This window comes from Gottschalkia purinilytica (assembly GCF_001190785.1).
Taxonomy (GTDB): domain Bacteria; phylum Bacillota; class Clostridia; order Tissierellales; family Gottschalkiaceae; genus Gottschalkia_A; species Gottschalkia_A purinilytica.
In genome coordinates, this window is the sequence record NZ_LGSS01000002.1 from 219,837 (window position 1) to 238,735 (window position 18,899).

Sequence of the window (18,899 nt, forward strand, 5' to 3'; positions counted from 1 at the left end):
TGTCAGTCAGCAGAGCAATTTAGTTAAACGTTTTAGTTAAACGTTTAACTAAATTGTAAAAAAATAATAACTTTTTGTCAATATCTTTGTTCTCTCATCAATTTTCAGCTTTATTACCATAGTATACTGTTCCCCATACTCCAACTAATATCATTATTGCTCCTACTAAATGAAACCAATAAAAGTCTTCTTTCATTATCACAACTCCAGCTATGATGGATACTATAGTTGACAGATTTGTAAACACCGCTGCCTGAGAAGCTTCTAGTTTAGATAATGTATAGTTCGTCATAAAAAAAGCTATTACTGATGCCATTATACCTAGATAGATGATAGGAATAAGTACGTCTATATTAGCTAAAGGCTTAAGATATATAGATAAATTACCTGATATAATGTGCTGAGATATCCCAATAATATTGTATGTTATAGCTCCAACCCACATCATAACGAAAGTTATTTCTACTGGACTAAACTGTGCTGAGGCTTTTCTTGAGGATATATTGAAAGCTGCTGAACATAACACCGCAAATAATAGTAATATTATACCTGTGAAGTTGCCATTTGACTCAGTATGTCCTTTCATAACATTGATGAAAACAACACCTAAAACTGAAAGACCTATAAAAACATACTGCATTGAAGTTGGTTTCTCCTTTAAAAATACTGCTCCAAATAATGCTACAAATACAGGTATAAGTGCTATCATCATTCCTGCTTCTGATGATGACGTACGATTAACTCCCAAAGCTTCAAATATATAATAAGCTAAAGGCTGAAAAAAAGCTACTAGTAAAATCATACGTATGTTTTTTCCTTTTAGTTTTACTTTTATAATTCCTAAGACTTGTAATAATGTTAAAGCCAATGCTGCCATTAAGAATCTAAACGCTATTAACTGCATGGGATCTAACGAATCTAGTCCTTTTTTAGTAAACATAAAAGAAAACCCAAATATTACTGAATGTATTATAGCAGCAATTATAGGTAAATATCTTTTTTTACTTTCCAAGTTCTCACATCCTTTTTATTATAATTTTTCAAAAATATATTACATATAGCAACTCATATATTTTTTAGTAATAATTTATGGAGTAAATTTTTTTAGGTTATGAGACAAATATATTCTATTTAAAATTTCTATATATTGCAATATAAAAACAAAAAGAAAGTCGAAATTTCGACTTTCTTTTTTATACCAAGTGAGCTATGCTAACTATTAAATTTATATTGATATATTTTAAATTCTTACTTTCCTACAGTTTCCCAGTCTTTAAGAAACTTATCTATTCCTATATCAGTCATTGGATGCTTAACCATAGCTTCAAATACCTTATATGGGACTGTAGCTATATGTGCACCTTCCCTAGCTGATTCAAGTACATGCATAGGTGTTCTTATACTTGCTGAAATTATTTCTGTATCTATATCATGTATTTCAAAAACTTCAGCTATCTCCGATATTATGTTAATACCTGCATTACCTATGTCATCCATTCTACCTACAAACGGACTAACATAAGTAGCCCCTGCTCTAGCTGCTAGCAGAGCTTGGTTGGCACAAAATACCAGTGTAACGTTAGTCTTTACTCCCTTTGACGCTAAGACCTTAACAGCTTTTAATCCTTCACTCGTCATAGGAACTTTTATAACTATATTGTCATGTATTTTAACTAATTCTTCTGCTTCTTTGACCATTTCATCTGACTTTAAACTTATAACTTCAGCACTTATTGGTCCATCTACAATAGATGTGATTTCTTTTATAACTTCTTTGAAGTCTCTGCCTTCTTTTGCTATAAGAGATGGATTAGTAGTAACGCCACATATTACTCCCCAGTCATTTATCTCTCTTATCTCATCTATATTAGCAGTATCAATAAAAAGCTTCATCATACCACTCCTTTATGGTTTATGCTCTACCATTTGATCCAAATATTATCATTTTTTCAGCTATAGCTTTTCTCATTTCTTCTTTAGCAGGTCCTAAGATTTTTCTTGGATCGTATTCATTAGGATTTCCTGTTATAACTTTAGTAACTCCTTTAGCAAAAGCCATTCTAACATCTGTATCTATATTTATCTTACTAACACCTATACTTATAGCTTTTTTAAGGCTTTCTTCAGGCACTCCTGATGATCCGTGTAATACTATAGGTATAGCTATTCTTTCTCTTATAGTTTTAAGTCTATCAAAATCAAGTTTTGGTTCTCCTTTGTATGGACCATGAGCCGTTCCTATAGCTATTGCTAAGGAATCAACACCTGTTTCTTCAACAAATTTTGCAGCTTCATCTGGATCTGTAAATGTAGCTTCTCTCTCGTCTACTGTTATATCGTCTTCAGTTCCTCCAATTTTTCCAAGTTCAGCTTCAACTGACACTCCAACTGGACTTGCTACTTCTATAACTTTTTTAGTTATAGCTATATTATCTTCTAATGCATATTTAGAACCATCTATCATAACTGACGTGAATCCATATCTTATGCATTTCATTATTTGGTTAAAATCCGTACCATGATCTAGATGAATAGCCACAGGAACAGACGCATTACGAGCTGCTATTTTAGCTAATTCTGCTATATATTCAACTCCTGCATATTTCAATCCACCTTGACTTGCTTGTAATATAACTGGTGATTTTGTTTCCTCTGCTGCCTCTATAATAGCTTGTACTATCTCCATATTATTAACATTAAAAGCTCCTACTGCATAACCATTCTTTTGAGCATCATCTAACAACTCTCTACCTGTTACTAGCATTAATATTTCCTCCTCTGATTATTGTAATTATTTATTCTTATCATTATTTTTTATAGCATCTATACATTCAAATCTATGTTGATGCATTGTTATCATGCATTTGTCAGACACGTTGCTATAATCTTCTTCATTTTCTGCATATACAACCTTTATACTTTGACAGTTAGTACACTTAACTTCTATTCTATCAGAAAATATTTCTATAGTAATATCTTGTTTTCCACAATCACAAGTTATTCTATTATTATCTTTAAGCCATTTTACTTTCTCCAGGCACCTAATCATTATATCATAGTTAGTAAAATATTCTTTTAAATCTATTTCATTTATAATATCTATAGTGTTATTTTCATAGTTTGATATATTTTTATTTACTATATCACTATTACCCATGAAACAAATTTCCATTCCTGTATCAGTACATCTAGAAATTATACCTTTTTTTATTATATATCTCAATGAATATTTAAATATATGAACTTCTTGACAATCTATACAATTTATTTCTAACCATATTGATTTCGTATCTCTAGCCTTTATTATAGCATTTGTATCACCACACGAACAATTTACCATATATCTTTTATTATTATATAAATCAAAAAATGATAAGTTCTGTACATTCAATCTACCACAAGAGCTACAAGTCACAGCAAATGCTAAATTAGTATCAACTACCACACTAAATGGCACCCCCTTACTCAATATATTTATTCTTCATAAAAATTTTAATTCCTTCTTAACAAAATTATAAAGAATTTGACAAAATAATAAAAGATATATTTAAAAGAGCTATTGCTTATAAGGCAATAGCTCTTTTTGATATAGTCGTAATTTTCTTTAGTTTATCTTTAATTGTTTCTACATCGAAGGGTTTTTTCACTATAAAGTCAGGATTTAGTCTACTGATTTCTTTCATTTTGTCATCTTCAGAATATCCAGTTAACATTATGAATTTCGTACTACTATGGAACTGTCTTATAACTTTAAGTACTTCTGTTCCTAACATGTCGTCTAAGTTCATGTCAAGCATTACTATGTTAGGATTAAATACTTTTGCAAGTTCTATTGCTTCCTTACCGCTACCTACGGTAATTACGTCATACTCATCTTTAAGTATTTCCTTTAATAGTAACCTTACTCCAGATTGATCATCTACACATAACACTCTAGATCTCATAATGTTCCCTCCCCCTGGTTTGGTAATATTTTACTTCATATTACCCACAAGGTTAATATTCTTTATATGTCATAAATTTCCTTCATTTTTTTGTAACCTTTCATGCTTTATTTATAACCTTTTATGCTTTTTGACAACTTCATGTAATGACTTTTACTTAGCATATTGAGTTATCATTATAGTTTTTGCTAATAATATAGTTCCATCAAAGTCTCCTAGTACAAACACTTTGTCGCCTTTAGATAAACTACTAATTCCTTTTTCTCTACCATCTGTATCTAGTATTTTCGTACGATTGTCTATCATTATCGTTATACTTTGTTTTTCATCGTCTTGGGAGGAAACAGTTATTCCTATTATATCTGCATTTTTGTTTATATAACTTACAACCCCATTGTAGCTATCTTTTCTGTCTATTGATTTTGCATCTATACGAGTTACTTCTTCACCTTCTATCTCAAGGTTTATATAGTATTCTAGCTTAAGATTATATATACTACTTCTTTCATTATCTACATATATTGTAGATTGTTTTGGAATATAATAAGTTACTGTTTTTTTATCTTTATTTAATATAGTTATTTCAGCTTTATTAGCTGATATTGAAATTCCTTTTATAACCCCTTCATCTTTCGACTTTACTGTTGAAGCGTATATATCAACTATAACGTTATATTCAACTTCAACATCAACTTTATCTCCTCTTCTTAGATCAGTAACACCACTTGATTTTTTATCTCTATATATTTTAGCTTTTGAATCTATTGAATACTCATATACATCTTTATATTTATCTTCTATTACTAATACAGGTTCTGGATTATACTTTATCTCTTTTATAGTTCCCTCTATATTTCTTATTTTACTTTCAGCTTTTATTTCTATTATCTTGCTATTTTTCACTTTTATCTTTGCATTATCGCCTTCTTTTATATCCCATAAATTAGCTTTTTTATTATCAAGAGTTACGCTTATATCATTGTCCATAACAAAAGTCTTTTTATCTGTCTTTCCATCTTTTTTATATTCTATTGTTAATGCACCAGGATATGCTGAAGTAACCTTAGATACTGTTCCTTCATAGTTTTCGTTTATACTTTCAGCTGATATTGAAACAGCTCTTAAATCTTTTGTAACTTTAGCTGTTACATTAAGCCCCTCTACAAGATCAGATATACCTGCGTTTTTGTTATCAAGGTTTATGATAGTTCTACCGTCAGCCTTATATGAAACTTTTATACCTCTATCATTTTCTATAGTTACATATGATTCACTGTCAAATCTTAATATACTAGTTATAGTTCCTTTTACAGTAGTAGTCTCTTTATCTACGTCATTATTTTTTAAATAGTCAAAAGCAACTGAAATTACCTTTGCTGTCATAGCTCTGTTCATAGTTGATTTTGGACTAAAGTTTCCAGAACCATCTCCTTGTTTATCTATAACTCCTTTATCTAACATAACCTCTACATAAGGAGCTGCTTGAGGCGATATAAGATGTTTATCTTTAAATGGTAGGTTAAGATTAACCTTTTTGTTAGCCTCTTCTTCTAATCCCATAACTTTAGTTAAATACACACATATTTCTTCTTTTGTAGCTGGAACTTCTTTATTTTTACTATCATAAAGTGTTTTGACCATATCTTGATTTATTATTCCTTTTGAAAGGGCTATTGCTACTCCACCTTTATACCATTCTGGAACTTTTGAACTATCAAGTACTCCTTTATATGTTTGTCTAGCTTGTTGTATTTCACTATTAGTAGCCTTAAAAAGTCTTGTTGATAGTACTATAGCTTGTACCTTAGATACGTCTTCTAGTGGTCTAAATGTACCATCGTCATATCCTGCAATTATTCCTTCTTTATTCATACTATCTATAAACTGTCTTGCCCAGTAATCATTCGAAACATCTTTAAAAGCACTTGCATATGCTCCTTGAGTAGTTATGGTAATTAACGTAGCTAGTGCTATAGAAGCTACTTTTTTATTCTTCAATTTCATGTTATCATCCTCCTTAGTTTTATGTTTTAATCATAACTATATATATTCTTTAACATTTATCATAATCCTTCCATATATGACAAAAGGTAGATACATATCTACCTTTTGTCATTTTTATGTAATATTTATTCACTTATAGTTTGATCATCTTCTGTTTCAGTTGTATCATCTTCTATTTCAGTTTCTTTATCTTCTATTTCTATAGTCTCTGTTTCTTTATCCCATTCTACTTTTAATCCTAAGTTTTCAGCTATAAATCTAAGTGGTACATAAGTACGATTATTATATGTATTAGAAGGTACATCTAATTTTACTTCTTTGCCATTTACAATAGCTACATCACTACCTAGTTTTAATATTATCTCGTTTCCATTCTTAGTTATTTTAACTTCTTTAGTTTCCTTATTCCAATTTACAGTTGCACCAAATCCTTCTGTTATAGCCCTAACTGGAATAAGTGTTCTTCCATCTTTTATAACTGGAGGAGTATCAAATTTAATATGCTTATCTTTAGATATAACATTTTCTACAGGTAATGTTTTTATATTTTTATGTAATTCTTTTAACTTCTCTGATATCTCTTGTATCTTTTTTATTTCATCTTCACTATATTTGCCCTTAGTAATATTTTTAAGTTCTTCCTTTATCTTTTTAATCTGTTCCTTTAATTCTTTTTCTGATTCTTTTGTCTCTTTCTCTTTCTGTTTTCTTTCAGCTTTTTCTTTTTCCTTTTCTGCCTTTTCTTTCTCTTTCTCTAACCTCTCCTTTTCCTTTCTTTCCTTCTTTTCTTGTTCTTTTGCTTGCTTTTCTCTTTCTTTTTCTTCTTTTTCTGCTTTTTTTCTTTCTTCTTTATTTTTATCCTTTATTTCCTTATCTTCTTTTTCTTTAACTTCCTTCTCTACTTTAGATTTTATTTCTTTATCTACATTATATTTTTCATCTTTTTTTGCTAACCCTGTAACTGTACTAGAAATAACTAGTGTTGAAACTAATAATAACGATGCTACTTTTTTTGCTCTTTTCAGAAAAACCACTCCTATACACTAAATTTATGTTTATATTACACCTTAGTACAATTATACACTTTTTTAGATATTTTGTCTTTATTTGTATATTATTTTTTCAAATTTTAGAACATAAAAAAAGCTAGTAAGGTATTAACTTACTAGCTAAACTTCTAAAGTACTAATCTCTTTTTTTCAAATACTTCTTCATTTACTGATATATATATTTTATCATTTTTCTTAAGCTTTGATATAGGCTTATCTGATTTTATCTTTATCGATCCTTCTTTGTTCACTAGATAATCCATAACTTCTCTTATCTCGGCTATTTTAACTCTTGTAGTTTTACTTATATGATCTACAGAGCATAAAAGATTGTTATTGTTATTAATTATAAGTGTAAGGATCATGTTTAATGCACTTTCATGTTTAAGCTCAAACTTTATATCTTCCAATACTTTTAGCTCTTCTTCATCAAGTTCCAAAACTTCCTCTGGTCTTTCTACAGGTATATTATACTTATAAACTGTGTTTCCTTCATCGTCTTTATCTATATTTATAAGTTTAAAGTTAACTAATAGGTCTAAGTCATCTTGTCTATTTTCTGGATATTTTAATCCTAGCTTTCCCAATACCTCTTTTTTTTGCTCTAATACCTTATCTATAGTATTTTTTTCCTCTATATCAGCATCTAATATTGTTTTAGTAGCTTCTTCTCCTACAATATTTTGTTCATTTAAGTAACCTATAAGGATATATACTTTGTATGTAGTTTCTGGCATATATCTTGTCCATAAATAGTCATTTATCTCTATAGGTATAGTGACAGATTTTTGGTCATCCATATAAATTTCCTCCTATATTCTCTACCTATCCAAACAGTATTTTCATTAAATATAATCCTATATTGGTATTTTATAGATATATATATAGGTTATAATATATAAAATAAGATGTCAATTAGGCCTAATAGCTCATAATAGACATCTTACTTCTTCCATCTTATATAAAAAATTAAAGCCTTAAAAATTTCAAACTTTCAAGGCTTTAATCATACTAGTTATAATTTTGATAGGTTAAAAGTATTTAAGAGGCACTTAGGTGCTTACACTAATTTTACTATATTTATCCTTATTTCCCAACATTCATTATACTTTACATTTACATATATTTATGTAAATTTTCTATTTCCCTGAAAATATAACTCTTTTCGTTATATATTCGGGCTTTTACTTTCTAATTATCGTTAGTTTTACATTATTTCCAATTTGCTCTATAGTAATCATAGCTTTATAGTCTTCTTTCTCAATTGTCATTCCCTCTGGACTATTTTTATTAGTTACTGACCATTCATTTTCTAATAATATCTTTTCATATTCCTTAAATACTTCTTTACGATTTTTATCTTTTATAATATATTTAGCCACACTCATTTCACTATCTTCTGGATTTTGTAAATTCTCTAAAACCATTCCTTCATAAGTTGGGATATTTGAAAATTCTTCGTTATGACTCGTTTTACATGATGTCAGTATGAAGACTGTTGTTAAGATACAAAGTGCTAATAGCAGTTTTTTCTTCATGCTAACTCCTCCGCTTATTAAAAATTAGTCTTACTAATTAGTTATTATAAACTATAGTTGCATATCTAATAAACCTCGATGTGTTAGAATCATCAAAATATATCTTTAGTTTACTTTGTTGATTAATGTCTCTTAGAGATATTTGATTAAAGTTCTCATCATATATGATTCCTTTTTTTATTAACTCATATACATTTCCATCTGTATCTTCTATAGTTCTTCTCGTAGTTTGAATACTATCTACTATTATAGTCTGTGACTTAGGTTGCTTAATCTCTAAAATCTCATTATCTTTATCTCCAACAACTAATGTAACAAATTCCCATTTCCTAATATTCTCCAAAAGAGAAGATTTTCCTGCAAAAATTAACTTTTCTCCATCTATTTCTATTTCTATATCTTTTTTATATCCACCAATATATTCATAGATTTCTCTTACTAATCCAGTATATTCTATAGTTTTTTCATTCACATCAACTTCTTTAGCTACAATTCCTACTACTCTATACATTTCGTTAGTATATATAACTCCTGTCTTTATCTTATTAAATTCATTATGAGCATCTTTCCATGATACTACTTTATAAGGTTCTGTACTATCTTTATCTTGAGCTATAAATACAAGTGTATCAGGATGTAGTTTATAGCCTTCCGCATATATATCATTCAAATTAATATTCTTTTCTATGTTAGTAGATTCTAATTTTTTAACTTCCTTTACATTGTTATTTTTATCAACTGATATTTTAATTAAATTATCTTTTTTAATGATATTGTTCCAATCTTCCTCTAATAGTTTTGCAATGTTACCATCTTTATCTTTCGGTACATCATATTCTATCATATCACCTTTACTGTTTAATACATCTAATGTATACGTATCTTCTCCTCTATTACTAAAATGTTTAGTATCTCTAGTTACCAATGCATATTCACTTGTTAATACTCTATCTCCTCTTGACCCTAATACTAATAAAACATTTTTAGCAAAATCAAAATATAAGTTGACTTCTTTTCCTTCTTCTTTCATTTGATCTAATATGTTTGTATCTAAATTTCCTAATTCATTTCCATCTAAATATTTAGCTCCTGATACTATATCATAAGTTTTACCATCAACTTTGAATCCGTCTGTATATACTCTTTCTATTTTTCCTTTTTTAGTATTTGTACTTACTACTCCAAAGTTTACGTTTCTATGATCGTTATAAAATACTAAATCTCCAGCATTTAAATCATTAGGAGTTATCAATTTGCCATCTTTAACTATAGTAAATTCTCCTATATCTAGTTGTTCTCTATTATAACTAACAATATTATTATTTTTAACTTCTTTTACCACAATATTTCCATCAAAGCTATATCCAGATGCCCATACTATTTCATCATTATCGTTAAATGCAACTTTGGCATAGTCAGTATTTTTTACAAAGTCACCATAATTTACTCATAGATCCATTTAGTCTCAGTTCAGCATCTTCAGCTATATTATATTCCTTATCTTCAGTTACAAGAATAATATCTCTTATTTTTCCTAATTGTACTGCATCAAATTTAGCTTTTTCTTCAACCTTATAATCTACTAAATAGTTTTTATTCTTAGATTTATCATATTTATACCATATTGTAGTTTTTAATCCATATACTTCTTCAAAATTAAATCCTTCTTTTACTTCTAGTGTCTTTGATCCTACAGTTATAGTATTTTTTTCTTTGTTATATGATTTTACTCTTTCTTTATTTATCTTAGATAGTCCCAGTTCATTATATAGTCTCTTACCTATCTTTTCCCAGACTATCTTATTTCCATAGACCACTCTTTCCATTATTTCAACTTCTAGTGCATTGTCTAGTAAAAGTGTAGCAACCCCTCTAGTAGTTAAATCACCATATACACCATTTGCATTATTAAGAACTCCTTCTTCTCCTGCAACTATAAGGTATCCGTATGGATAACCTCCTCTTGCTTTGACTTTTTCTTCATATCCTAATATTCTCATTACTAATGCTATAGCTTGTTCATATCTTATAGGAGAGTTAGGTTCAAACTTTCCATTTCCTACACCATAAATAAATCCATTTTTTGAAGCTATATTTATATATCCTGATGCCCAGTTATTATCTGGAACATCTGAAAATTCTGTTTTTCCTTTTGCAAGCTTGGCTGCCTCCTCTAATCCCTTTATATTTACTGCTAACACTGCAAATTCTGCCCTTGTTATAGTCTTATCTGGTCTAAATGTACCATCTTCATACCCTGTAATTATCCCTAATTTAGTCATTTTTTCTATGTGATCAATCGCCCAGTGGTTTTGTGGAACATCTTGAAATGTAATAGCAAATACTAATGAACTGTTTAAAATTATTACTATGAAAAGAACTAAAGACAGAACTTTGTTTTTTGTTATATTCAAAATACCATCCCCTTTTTCGACTTTATCTGCTACATTTTTTATATTCTTTATTATATAGTAATGTTCCTGTTTATTTTCCAACTTTGTAGTTAGAGTTTTTTTATATTTGAGAATTCTTATAAATACCTAGTGTCTTATCTTGATTCTTATTTAAGTATATATTGAAAAATTTATTACATATTTAATAAAAATCATTCAAGCCTAGAATGACTATATTACTCACTCTAGGCTTGAATTGCTTACTTAATTATTCATTTGATTTTTTAGTTCTTCTATTTCTTTTTGTGTTAGTTCTGTAACTTCTTTTATAAACTCCACTTCCATTCCTTTTTTTATTAAGTTTTTGGCTATTTTTACTGCTTTCTTATACTCTCCTTCTTCCCTAGCTTCTTCTATCTTAGTTGCTTGGTCGTGGAGTTCTGCTTCTCTTGCTTCGTATAGCATTCTTGTTTTTTTGTCTTTGCTCATAATTTCTAAGATACTCGTTGCTTTCTTTATTTTTTCATTTTTATTCCCCAACACGTCAAGCACCTCCTTTTTATCAGCTTCTAAGAACATCATCCATTCAACCGTTTCATCGTCCTCATCTATCTTTCCTTTCAACTTTTCATCCCTTAATTTTGGTAGCTCCAAGAAATGTATCTCCAATACATCTGTTAACTTGTATGATGTGTCATCTTCTATTATATGATACTTAGAGTGTACTTTATCGAGCGGTGTACTTACAAAGTCCAGTATGTTTATTGTTACACACTTTCTTAGTTTTGAGTAACTATCTCCTGATTCTATGTTTCCTGTGTACATTCGACTCCAATAAAAAAGAGTTCTTTCTGCCATATACTTTGTATAACTTAGTTGTATTTCTATATCTATTTCAGTTCCATCTTTTAATTTTACTCTTATATCTAATATTCCTTTTTTGTCTTCTACAAATTCTCTTGTCAGCTCTGTATTTATTAGTTCCAGTTCCTCGAATCTTTCTTCTTTTATTTTCATTACTGCACTTAAGAATGATATCAATATGTCCTTATTCTTTGGGTCACCGAATAGCATTTTAAAGGCAAAATCATTTTTAGGAGACATTAGAAATCCTTCATTTGATTCTATCCTTCTTACTTTACTTATACCCTTTTTAACCAAATCGTTCACTCCTAATTACTTTTATGATAATACTCTTCTAGACCGATTATTCTCATAAGTATATATATTAGATGATGATTATATTATTTGTAAATTTCGTATAATTTCGAGTCTTTCTTACCATATAAGAAATTTTTATACAGTATCTGCTTTATGGTTTGGTCTTTTCTTAATTTTTTAACTGTTTTTCATCCTGCGCAACATGTAATTCCTGTACTTCTGCAATTATATTAACTTTTTTACTTATGCACTCTAATAATAAAGTGTTTTTGTCAATTTTACTATCCATTTTCTTTAAAAGTTTTATTATATCTAAATTCACGCTATCACCTATTTAATAAGTACTATATTTATATTATAACATTTATTTCCTAATGATAGCTAAGAAAAAAGCTATCTATAAGAGTATATTCATATAATATTTTTAGTAAAAATATACAAGCCTAGAATATAGTTTTCATATTCTAGGCTTGTATCATTAGTTCGATTATTTATTCAATAATTTGCTTATATTAAATCTATTTTTATATAGCTTTACGCAAATAGAGACTTTATTTTTGAAATGATAGAATTTGCATGTTTCTTTGGTAGAACTTTAGAAGAATTTTTTTCCATTTTTAGTTCAACTACTATTGGATCATGGTCACTTACTCTTCCCCCTGCTTGAGTATATTCTGAGTTTATATTTACTATATCTACCTTTGTTTTATCCGCCGCTTTATTATCTACTAAAATATGATCTAGTACTTGTGAGTTTCCCTTATACATATAGTTGAATCTTTCTGATACTGGAAGATTTTCAATCGTATTTGTAAATTCATTTCCTTTTAATATGTTTAATGTTTCTGAAAACTCAAAGTCATTTAAATCTCCCAATATTACTACATTTGCATTTGGACTATTTCTAAGTATTTGTTTAGAAAAATTATTTATTACCTTTGCTTGTTCATGCCTTATAGTTTCACTACTTCTTAATGGTGGTTGTGTTGATCCAAACGCCTTATCATCCCCACTCTTTGAATTTAAGTGATTTCCTATTACAAATATTTTTTCTCCTTTAAATTCAAACTCTGCTACTATAGGCTTTCTACTAGACTTAAAAGCACTATTTAAAGGATCTATTCTTCCAGGATTTAAAGATAAGTTTTCCCCTTTCATAGATACCCCAGTTACAGCATCTCCCTTTTTACCCACGTCTACCAGACTTACTCTTTGTGGCTTATATACATAACCTACCCTTATATTTCCTCCTGGTTCTCCCCCATCCTGTCCATTTTCAGGTGATATATCTGTATATGCATATTGCGGTCCACCTGCTTCTTTTATTTTGGTTATAAGAGATTCATAAGTTTTGCTTCCATCTGTCACTTCACTTGTTGTATTTCCGTCATTGTCTTGCACCTCTGCAAGTCCTATAATATCAGGTGAACTTAAATCTTCTACTATAGATTTAGCTATTTTATTTATTCTATCAGTATCTTTTGGTGAAAGATTTTCAACATTATAAGTGGCTATTGTAACTTTATTATTTTTAGGCTTTAGTTTTGTTTTTTCTGAATCCCTTTTCTTATTTGAAGGTACTATCTGCGGAAGCTCCTCTGTATTTAATATATTGTAATTTCCGTAACTATAATCAACTATACCTACAATAGAATCTTTAAATTTATCTCCTGTTCTTACATTTAATGAATCTGTAACACTATTTGTAAACTTATCAAGTATTATAAGTATCTCGGGATTTCCAACATAGTCTGAAAGCTTTATACCATTATGAATTGTTAGTTTGTTACGAGAAGCTTGTCCATTATCTGGCAACACATATACCTCTTTATACTTAGGTGATGAACCTGTAATTAGTGGATTATTTACTTTTACTCTCATATACTCAATACTTTCGTAAAAGTCTATAGCGTCTTCTTCTGGATCAAATACTGTAAAATTATCATTATCTACTACATCTCTAGGCACTTGTTTTCCACCTATACCTAGTACTATAGGTTCTGGAAGGGCATTGTTACTTGAAATTACTTTCAATTTTGGATTTTTGATTTGAGTTTTACTTAATTCTCCTTTATATGCGAATTCATCAACTATTCCATCTACTTTTACTTTATCTCCTATCTTTACCCCTGGTGCTTTACTAGTATACACATATATTGCATCTGATGTTTTATCATTATTATCTGACAATACATCTTGCACATAGAATCCTTTAGATTCAACTCCAGTCACTATACCTAAAACATTCTCCACTGACTTACCTTTATATGGTGATATATGACTTTCTCCTTGAATAGAGCCTATTCTTAGGCTATTTTCGACATCTTCTGGATTACCATTTTCTCTTTTACTAATATCCTCTATAGTTCTTATCATAAGTTGATAGTTATCATATTGACCTACAGGTGAAGTTATAGTTATGGTTTCACCTACTTTAAAAGTATCTGACGGTATCTTAGGATCAAGATATCTGTCTACTCTAAGGTCTATAGTATCTTTTCCATCTGATAATACTACAGTATATCCTATATTCTCTTTTCCTACCGACTTTACTTGAACATTTTCTAACGTTACAAGTTGTCCTTCTACATTTTCGTCTAGTTGGAAAATCTTAAGCTTTTTAGCTTGTGGGAGTTTATTATTAGATGAGATTAATTCTACTAAAGGTGATTTAATTTCCTTTAACCCTCTATATTCATATAAGCTGCCTTGTATCTTTACAGTATTTCCAACAGAAAGGTCTTTATTAGATGTTTCTCCTAGGTATACATATATACCAGCAGTATCGTCTTGAATAAATACGTTATTACCGATTTTACCTGTAACTATACCTTGTACAGTTACTTCTGTTTCCAAAGGTTTTTCTCTAGCTTCTGATATAGCTATGTAGTCTTTTGAACTTTCTACTGACTTATTTACCTCTGTAGTTACAAGTTGCAAGTTATTACGCTTAACATTGTTTATATTTTCAGTTGTTGCGAATGAAGTAATGAACATTGTATTTGCTAAAGCTATACTCATACATACCTTAATAATTCTTTTAATTTTCATTTACATTCCTCCTAGTTTTTAAAATGAAAACTTGACCTTTTATAAAAGTATGGATATTAATTAAAGCCTTAGATTTGATACAAATGGTTTTTACTAATTCACCTCCTATGTTTTTTAATATTCTCTATTTGTTTTGCAGTTCCTTTCTTTTCCATGTTAATATTTGGTTAATATTTACAAAAGCTTTTTAGGTTAATAGAACCTAAAAAAGATAGAGTAAAACTCTATCTTTTCTTTTGAATAGATTATTAAAAATCTGCATTATCTTCTTGTTATATTATTAATTAAATCATATTTATTCTAGTTAGGAACTATAAGTACATTTATATTTGATTTGTGTATTATCTTAGTTGTTACCGAACCTATCAATAGTCTATCTAAGCCACTCTTACCTGATTTAGTCATTATTATCATATCGTATCCTTCTTTTGCTTTTTCTAATATTTCTTTATGAGGATATCCAACTGCATAGCATTTATCTGGATTAAATTCAGATATACGTTCACAAGCCTTATTTAAAATATCTTGGGATATCTCTTTTGATATTTCCATTCTCTCAGCAGTTAAATCTATTCCCCCATAAATTACTACTTCGTCTACATGCATTACTGTAACACTAACATCCTCTGGCTTGTACATGCTTTTAAGTGTATCAAAGGATTTCATACTTCTCTCTGACCCATCTATTGGAATAAGTATTTTCATATTTCCCACTCCTTTTTATATTTAATATATCAACCTAACCTCACGTAACTTTCTTAAATATTGTTATTAATATACCCTATTAGATATGCTGCTAACACAACTTTTATTCTAAAATATATACCAATTAGTAAAAAAAATAGTGTGGAAATAATGATATTTCTCGGGAAATTAAAAGTAAATAATCGAAATTAACTTTTTATTGGCAAAATATAAAAAACATTCAATTAGGATATAATAATTAAAAATAATTTAAAAAAATGATTCACATTTATAAGAATTTATGAGAGAATATAAGGATGTGCTTTGTTATTTTTTTTATACTTTATAATAAAAGCTTAAGAGAACTGAACAACTATTCTGATGAGTGAGGTGCAGCTAGTGAAAATAGGATTTGATCATAAGAAGTATCTTGAAGAACAGTCTAAATATATTTTAGAAAGAGTTAATAACTATGATAAACTCTATTTAGAGTTCGGTGGAAAACTTATAGGGGACTTTCATGCTAAAAGAGTCTTACCAGGTTTTGATGAAAATGCTAAAATCAAACTATTGTGTAAGCTAAGAGAGAAAGTCGAAATAATTATCTGTGTATATGCAGGGGATATAGAAAGAAATAAAATAAGAGGTGACTATGGTATCACTTACGACATGGATGTGTTAAGGCTCATAGATGACTTAAGAGGATATAACCTATTGGTAAATAGTGTTGTAATCACAAGATATGATGAGCAACCTTCAGTAACCGTATTTATAAACAAACTTGAGCGTAGAGGCATAAAAGTTTATAAACACAGATCAACTAAAGGTTATCCAACAGACGTAGATACAATAGTAAGTGATGAAGGATATGGAAAAAACCCTTATATAGAAACTACTAAACCAATAGTTGTAGTTACTGCCCCTGGACCGGGAAGTGGAAAATTATCAACTTGTCTTAATCAAATGTACCATGAATATAAAAGAGGAAAGATGTCAGGATATTCAAAATTTGAAACATTCCCTGTTTGGAATATTCCTTTAAAGCATCCTTTAAATATAGCCTATGAAGCAGCTACAGCTGATCTTAAAGACGTAAATATGATAGACTCTTTCCATTTTGATGCTTATAACGAAGTAGCTATAAACTACAATCGTGATGTTGAAACATTTCCTGTTTTAAAAAGAATAATAGAAAAAATAACTGGTGAAGAGGCTGTTTATAAGTCTCCAACAGATATGGGAGTAAATAGAGTGGGATTCGGAATAATTGATGATGATATAGTTAAAGAAGCTTCTAAACAAGAGATTATAAGAAGATATTTTAAAACTATGTGTGAATATAAAAAAGGATACGTAGATAAAGAAACTTCGCAAAGAGTAAAACTTATGGTTGAAGAGCTTAATCTAAAAGAGAGTGACAGAAAAGTTATTCTTCCAGCAAGAGAATACTCTTGTAAACTAAAAGATATGTATGGAAAAAAAGAGGCTTATCCAGTAGTTAGTATAGAACTTGAAGATGGAACTATATTAACAGGAAGAAGCTCTGAAATAATGGACTCAACAGCAGCAGTTATATTAAACGCTATAAAACATCTTGCTAATATATCAGATAATATTCATTTAATATCTCCAGTAGTACTTGAACCAATTAAAAACCTAAAAGCCAAGGTACTTGAAAATAAAAATACAGCACTAAATTGCGAAGAGATACTTATAGCTCTTAGTATATGTGCAGCTACTAACCCAACAGCTCAGGTAGCTATGGAAAAACTAGTAGAACTAAAAAATTGTCAAGCTCACTCAACTACTATATTGAGCTTAAGTGATGAACAGATGTTTAGAAAACTTGGTATTGATATAACTTGTGATCCTGAATATCCAACAGATGATCTTTTTTATAATTAATAATTATATATTTAAAGGGATAGAGTAACCAAATGCTCTATCCCTTTTATTTTATCTCAACTATTCATTATTAACTCAAAGATAATCGCTAATATAATTAACACTCAAATTGTATAAAACAAAGAATCTAACTAATAAGAAATAGTTAGATTCTTTGTTTTAACATACTTTATTATAATGTCTTTATATTGTAATTTTTTACCATCCTAAATCATATACTTTAACATTTGCTCTTAATAAACTATTATTAGTTTCAAACTTAAGTTTATATTTTCCTGGTGCTAAACCGCTAAATAATTTAGTTCCACTTATAGCTGATGATTTACCTGCAGCTATTGTGTCTCCAGTTATGTAATGTGCGTTTCCATAGTTATCAACTTTATATACTCCTATATAAAAATCCCAATTTGATGTTGGTGTACTAACTGGAGATACACTATAGTCAACTCTAGCAACACCATTATTAAGTTGGAATTCACTAGTAAAACTGCCGTAACCTCCAACATAATCGTTATATGTCACAACTTCACCAGCAGCAAATGCCTGAGTAGTAAATGTTAACATCAAGAAAGTAAAAACTAACATAATCAGCTTTTTTGATCTTTTCATTTAATATCCACCTCGTTTTTAATTTTTTAAATACCTACTTACTCTAGAATTAAGCATATTAAAATGCTTGTCCATATTTTATGTTTTCCATCTATCCCCCCTATCTATCGTATACATAATATTCTGAGCTCTATTTTATTATACATCATATTCATTTCCTTTTTTGTCAAATACTGGATAGTATTTCATTGATATTTATTGCATATATTGACATATGCTTACATATTTATATTTATTAATTCAATAAACTACATATAGAAAATAAAAGTATAGTAAAAAACTTTATTATGATCAACAAATTCAACTCAAATAAATATATACATTACTAGATCAAGAGTTTATTTATATGTGTCTATGGAATTATCAAATAGACCTTCAATAATTAATAAATAAAGAGTACATTTTTTAGCTTTTATATATTCTTCTCCTCTGTATTCTTTAAATTATTTTTTCATACTATATAAAGTCCATGTACTATATTTTTCAAATAATTCTTTAATACTTTTATCATATTTAATTATAAGTTTTATGCATCATCTCTTTAAGTTCAAATATATAATG

General features: G+C 28.8%; 17 protein-coding genes. 1 reads left to right on the forward strand and 16 read right to left on the reverse strand.

Translation table 11 applies throughout. The features are described from left to right. Nucleotides 1–97: 97 nt before the first annotated feature. The 15 genes from CLPU_RS02840 to CLPU_RS02905 all read right to left on the reverse strand — a co-directional run bounded on the left by CLPU_RS02840 (nucleotide 98) and on the right by CLPU_RS02905 (nucleotide 15,845). The gene (locus CLPU_RS02840) at nucleotides 98–1,012 is read right to left on the reverse strand and encodes a DMT family transporter (RefSeq protein ID WP_050354128.1); all 915 of its coding nucleotides are present in this window, start codon (nucleotides 1,010–1,012) and stop codon (nucleotides 98–100) included. A gap of 236 nt (nucleotides 1,013–1,248) precedes the next feature. After that, nucleotides 1,249–1,893, reverse strand: coding sequence for a fructose-6-phosphate aldolase (fsa, locus tag CLPU_RS02845; protein WP_050354129.1), 645 nt, complete (start codon nucleotides 1,891–1,893; stop codon nucleotides 1,249–1,251). Nucleotides 1,894–1,912: 19 nt separating this feature from the next. Further along, nucleotides 1,913–2,764 carry a class II fructose-1,6-bisphosphate aldolase gene (locus CLPU_RS02850; RefSeq protein ID WP_050354130.1) on the reverse strand — a complete coding sequence of 284 codons (852 nt, stop codon included), beginning with the start codon at nucleotides 2,762–2,764 and terminating at the stop codon, nucleotides 1,913–1,915. A 27-nt stretch (nucleotides 2,765–2,791) separates the two neighbouring features. Further along, complete coding sequence (locus tag CLPU_RS02855; RefSeq protein ID WP_050354131.1) at nucleotides 2,792–3,445, reverse strand: hypothetical protein; 654 nt, start codon at nucleotides 3,443–3,445, stop codon at nucleotides 2,792–2,794. Between the two features lie 118 nt (nucleotides 3,446–3,563). After that, nucleotides 3,564–3,944 carry a response regulator gene (locus CLPU_RS02860; protein ID WP_050354132.1) on the reverse strand — a complete coding sequence of 127 codons (381 nt, stop codon included), beginning with the start codon at nucleotides 3,942–3,944 and terminating at the stop codon, nucleotides 3,564–3,566. Between the two features lie 153 nt (nucleotides 3,945–4,097). Beyond that, entirely contained in the window at nucleotides 4,098–5,948 is a 1,851-nt protein-coding gene (locus tag CLPU_RS02865; RefSeq protein WP_050354133.1) for an S-layer homology domain-containing protein, read from the reverse strand. 125 nt (nucleotides 5,949–6,073) lie between these two features. Next, entirely contained in the window at nucleotides 6,074–6,982 is a 909-nt protein-coding gene (locus CLPU_RS17090; protein ID WP_050354134.1) for a copper amine oxidase N-terminal domain-containing protein, read from the reverse strand. 143 nt (nucleotides 6,983–7,125) lie between these two features. Then, on the reverse strand, nucleotides 7,126–7,797 hold the full coding sequence (locus CLPU_RS02875) for a DUF6042 family protein (protein WP_050354135.1): 672 nt from the start codon (nucleotides 7,795–7,797) through the stop codon (nucleotides 7,126–7,128). Between the two features lie 384 nt (nucleotides 7,798–8,181). Continuing rightward, nucleotides 8,182–8,535, reverse strand: a complete 354-nt coding sequence (locus CLPU_RS02880; RefSeq protein ID WP_050354136.1) for a hypothetical protein — start codon at nucleotides 8,533–8,535, stop codon at nucleotides 8,182–8,184. Nucleotides 8,536–8,572: 37 nt separating this feature from the next. Further along, nucleotides 8,573–9,877, reverse strand: a complete 1,305-nt coding sequence (locus CLPU_RS02885) for a hypothetical protein (protein WP_050354137.1) — start codon at nucleotides 9,875–9,877, stop codon at nucleotides 8,573–8,575. 91 nt (nucleotides 9,878–9,968) lie between these two features. Continuing rightward, nucleotides 9,969–10,949, reverse strand: a complete 981-nt coding sequence (locus CLPU_RS02890; RefSeq protein ID WP_050354138.1) for an S-layer homology domain-containing protein — start codon at nucleotides 10,947–10,949, stop codon at nucleotides 9,969–9,971. Nucleotides 10,950–11,192: 243 nt separating this feature from the next. Then, nucleotides 11,193–12,089 carry an Rpn family recombination-promoting nuclease/putative transposase gene (locus tag CLPU_RS02895; RefSeq protein WP_200898457.1) on the reverse strand — a complete coding sequence of 299 codons (897 nt, stop codon included), beginning with the start codon at nucleotides 12,087–12,089 and terminating at the stop codon, nucleotides 11,193–11,195. Between the two features lie 169 nt (nucleotides 12,090–12,258). Continuing rightward, on the reverse strand, nucleotides 12,259–12,411 hold the full coding sequence (locus CLPU_RS17785; RefSeq protein WP_157857694.1) for a hypothetical protein: 153 nt from the start codon (nucleotides 12,409–12,411) through the stop codon (nucleotides 12,259–12,261). A gap of 212 nt (nucleotides 12,412–12,623) precedes the next feature. Then, entirely contained in the window at nucleotides 12,624–15,140 is a 2,517-nt protein-coding gene (locus CLPU_RS02900; RefSeq protein WP_050354139.1) for an endonuclease/exonuclease/phosphatase family protein, read from the reverse strand. A gap of 300 nt (nucleotides 15,141–15,440) precedes the next feature. Next, nucleotides 15,441–15,845, reverse strand: coding sequence for a universal stress protein (locus CLPU_RS02905; RefSeq protein ID WP_050354140.1), 405 nt, complete (start codon nucleotides 15,843–15,845; stop codon nucleotides 15,441–15,443). Nucleotides 15,846–16,223: 378 nt separating this feature from the next. On the opposite strand from CLPU_RS02905, the gene CLPU_RS02910 reads away from it, so the two are divergent. Beyond that, a complete protein-coding gene (locus tag CLPU_RS02910; RefSeq protein WP_050354141.1) occupies nucleotides 16,224–17,729 on the forward strand; it encodes a DUF1846 domain-containing protein in 1,506 nt (501 codons plus the stop codon). 198 nt (nucleotides 17,730–17,927) lie between these two features. Here CLPU_RS02910 and CLPU_RS02915 read toward each other — a convergent pair whose 3' ends face one another. Then, nucleotides 17,928–18,338, reverse strand: a complete 411-nt coding sequence (locus CLPU_RS02915) for a hypothetical protein (protein WP_050354142.1) — start codon at nucleotides 18,336–18,338, stop codon at nucleotides 17,928–17,930. Nucleotides 18,339–18,899: the final 561 nt, after the last annotated feature.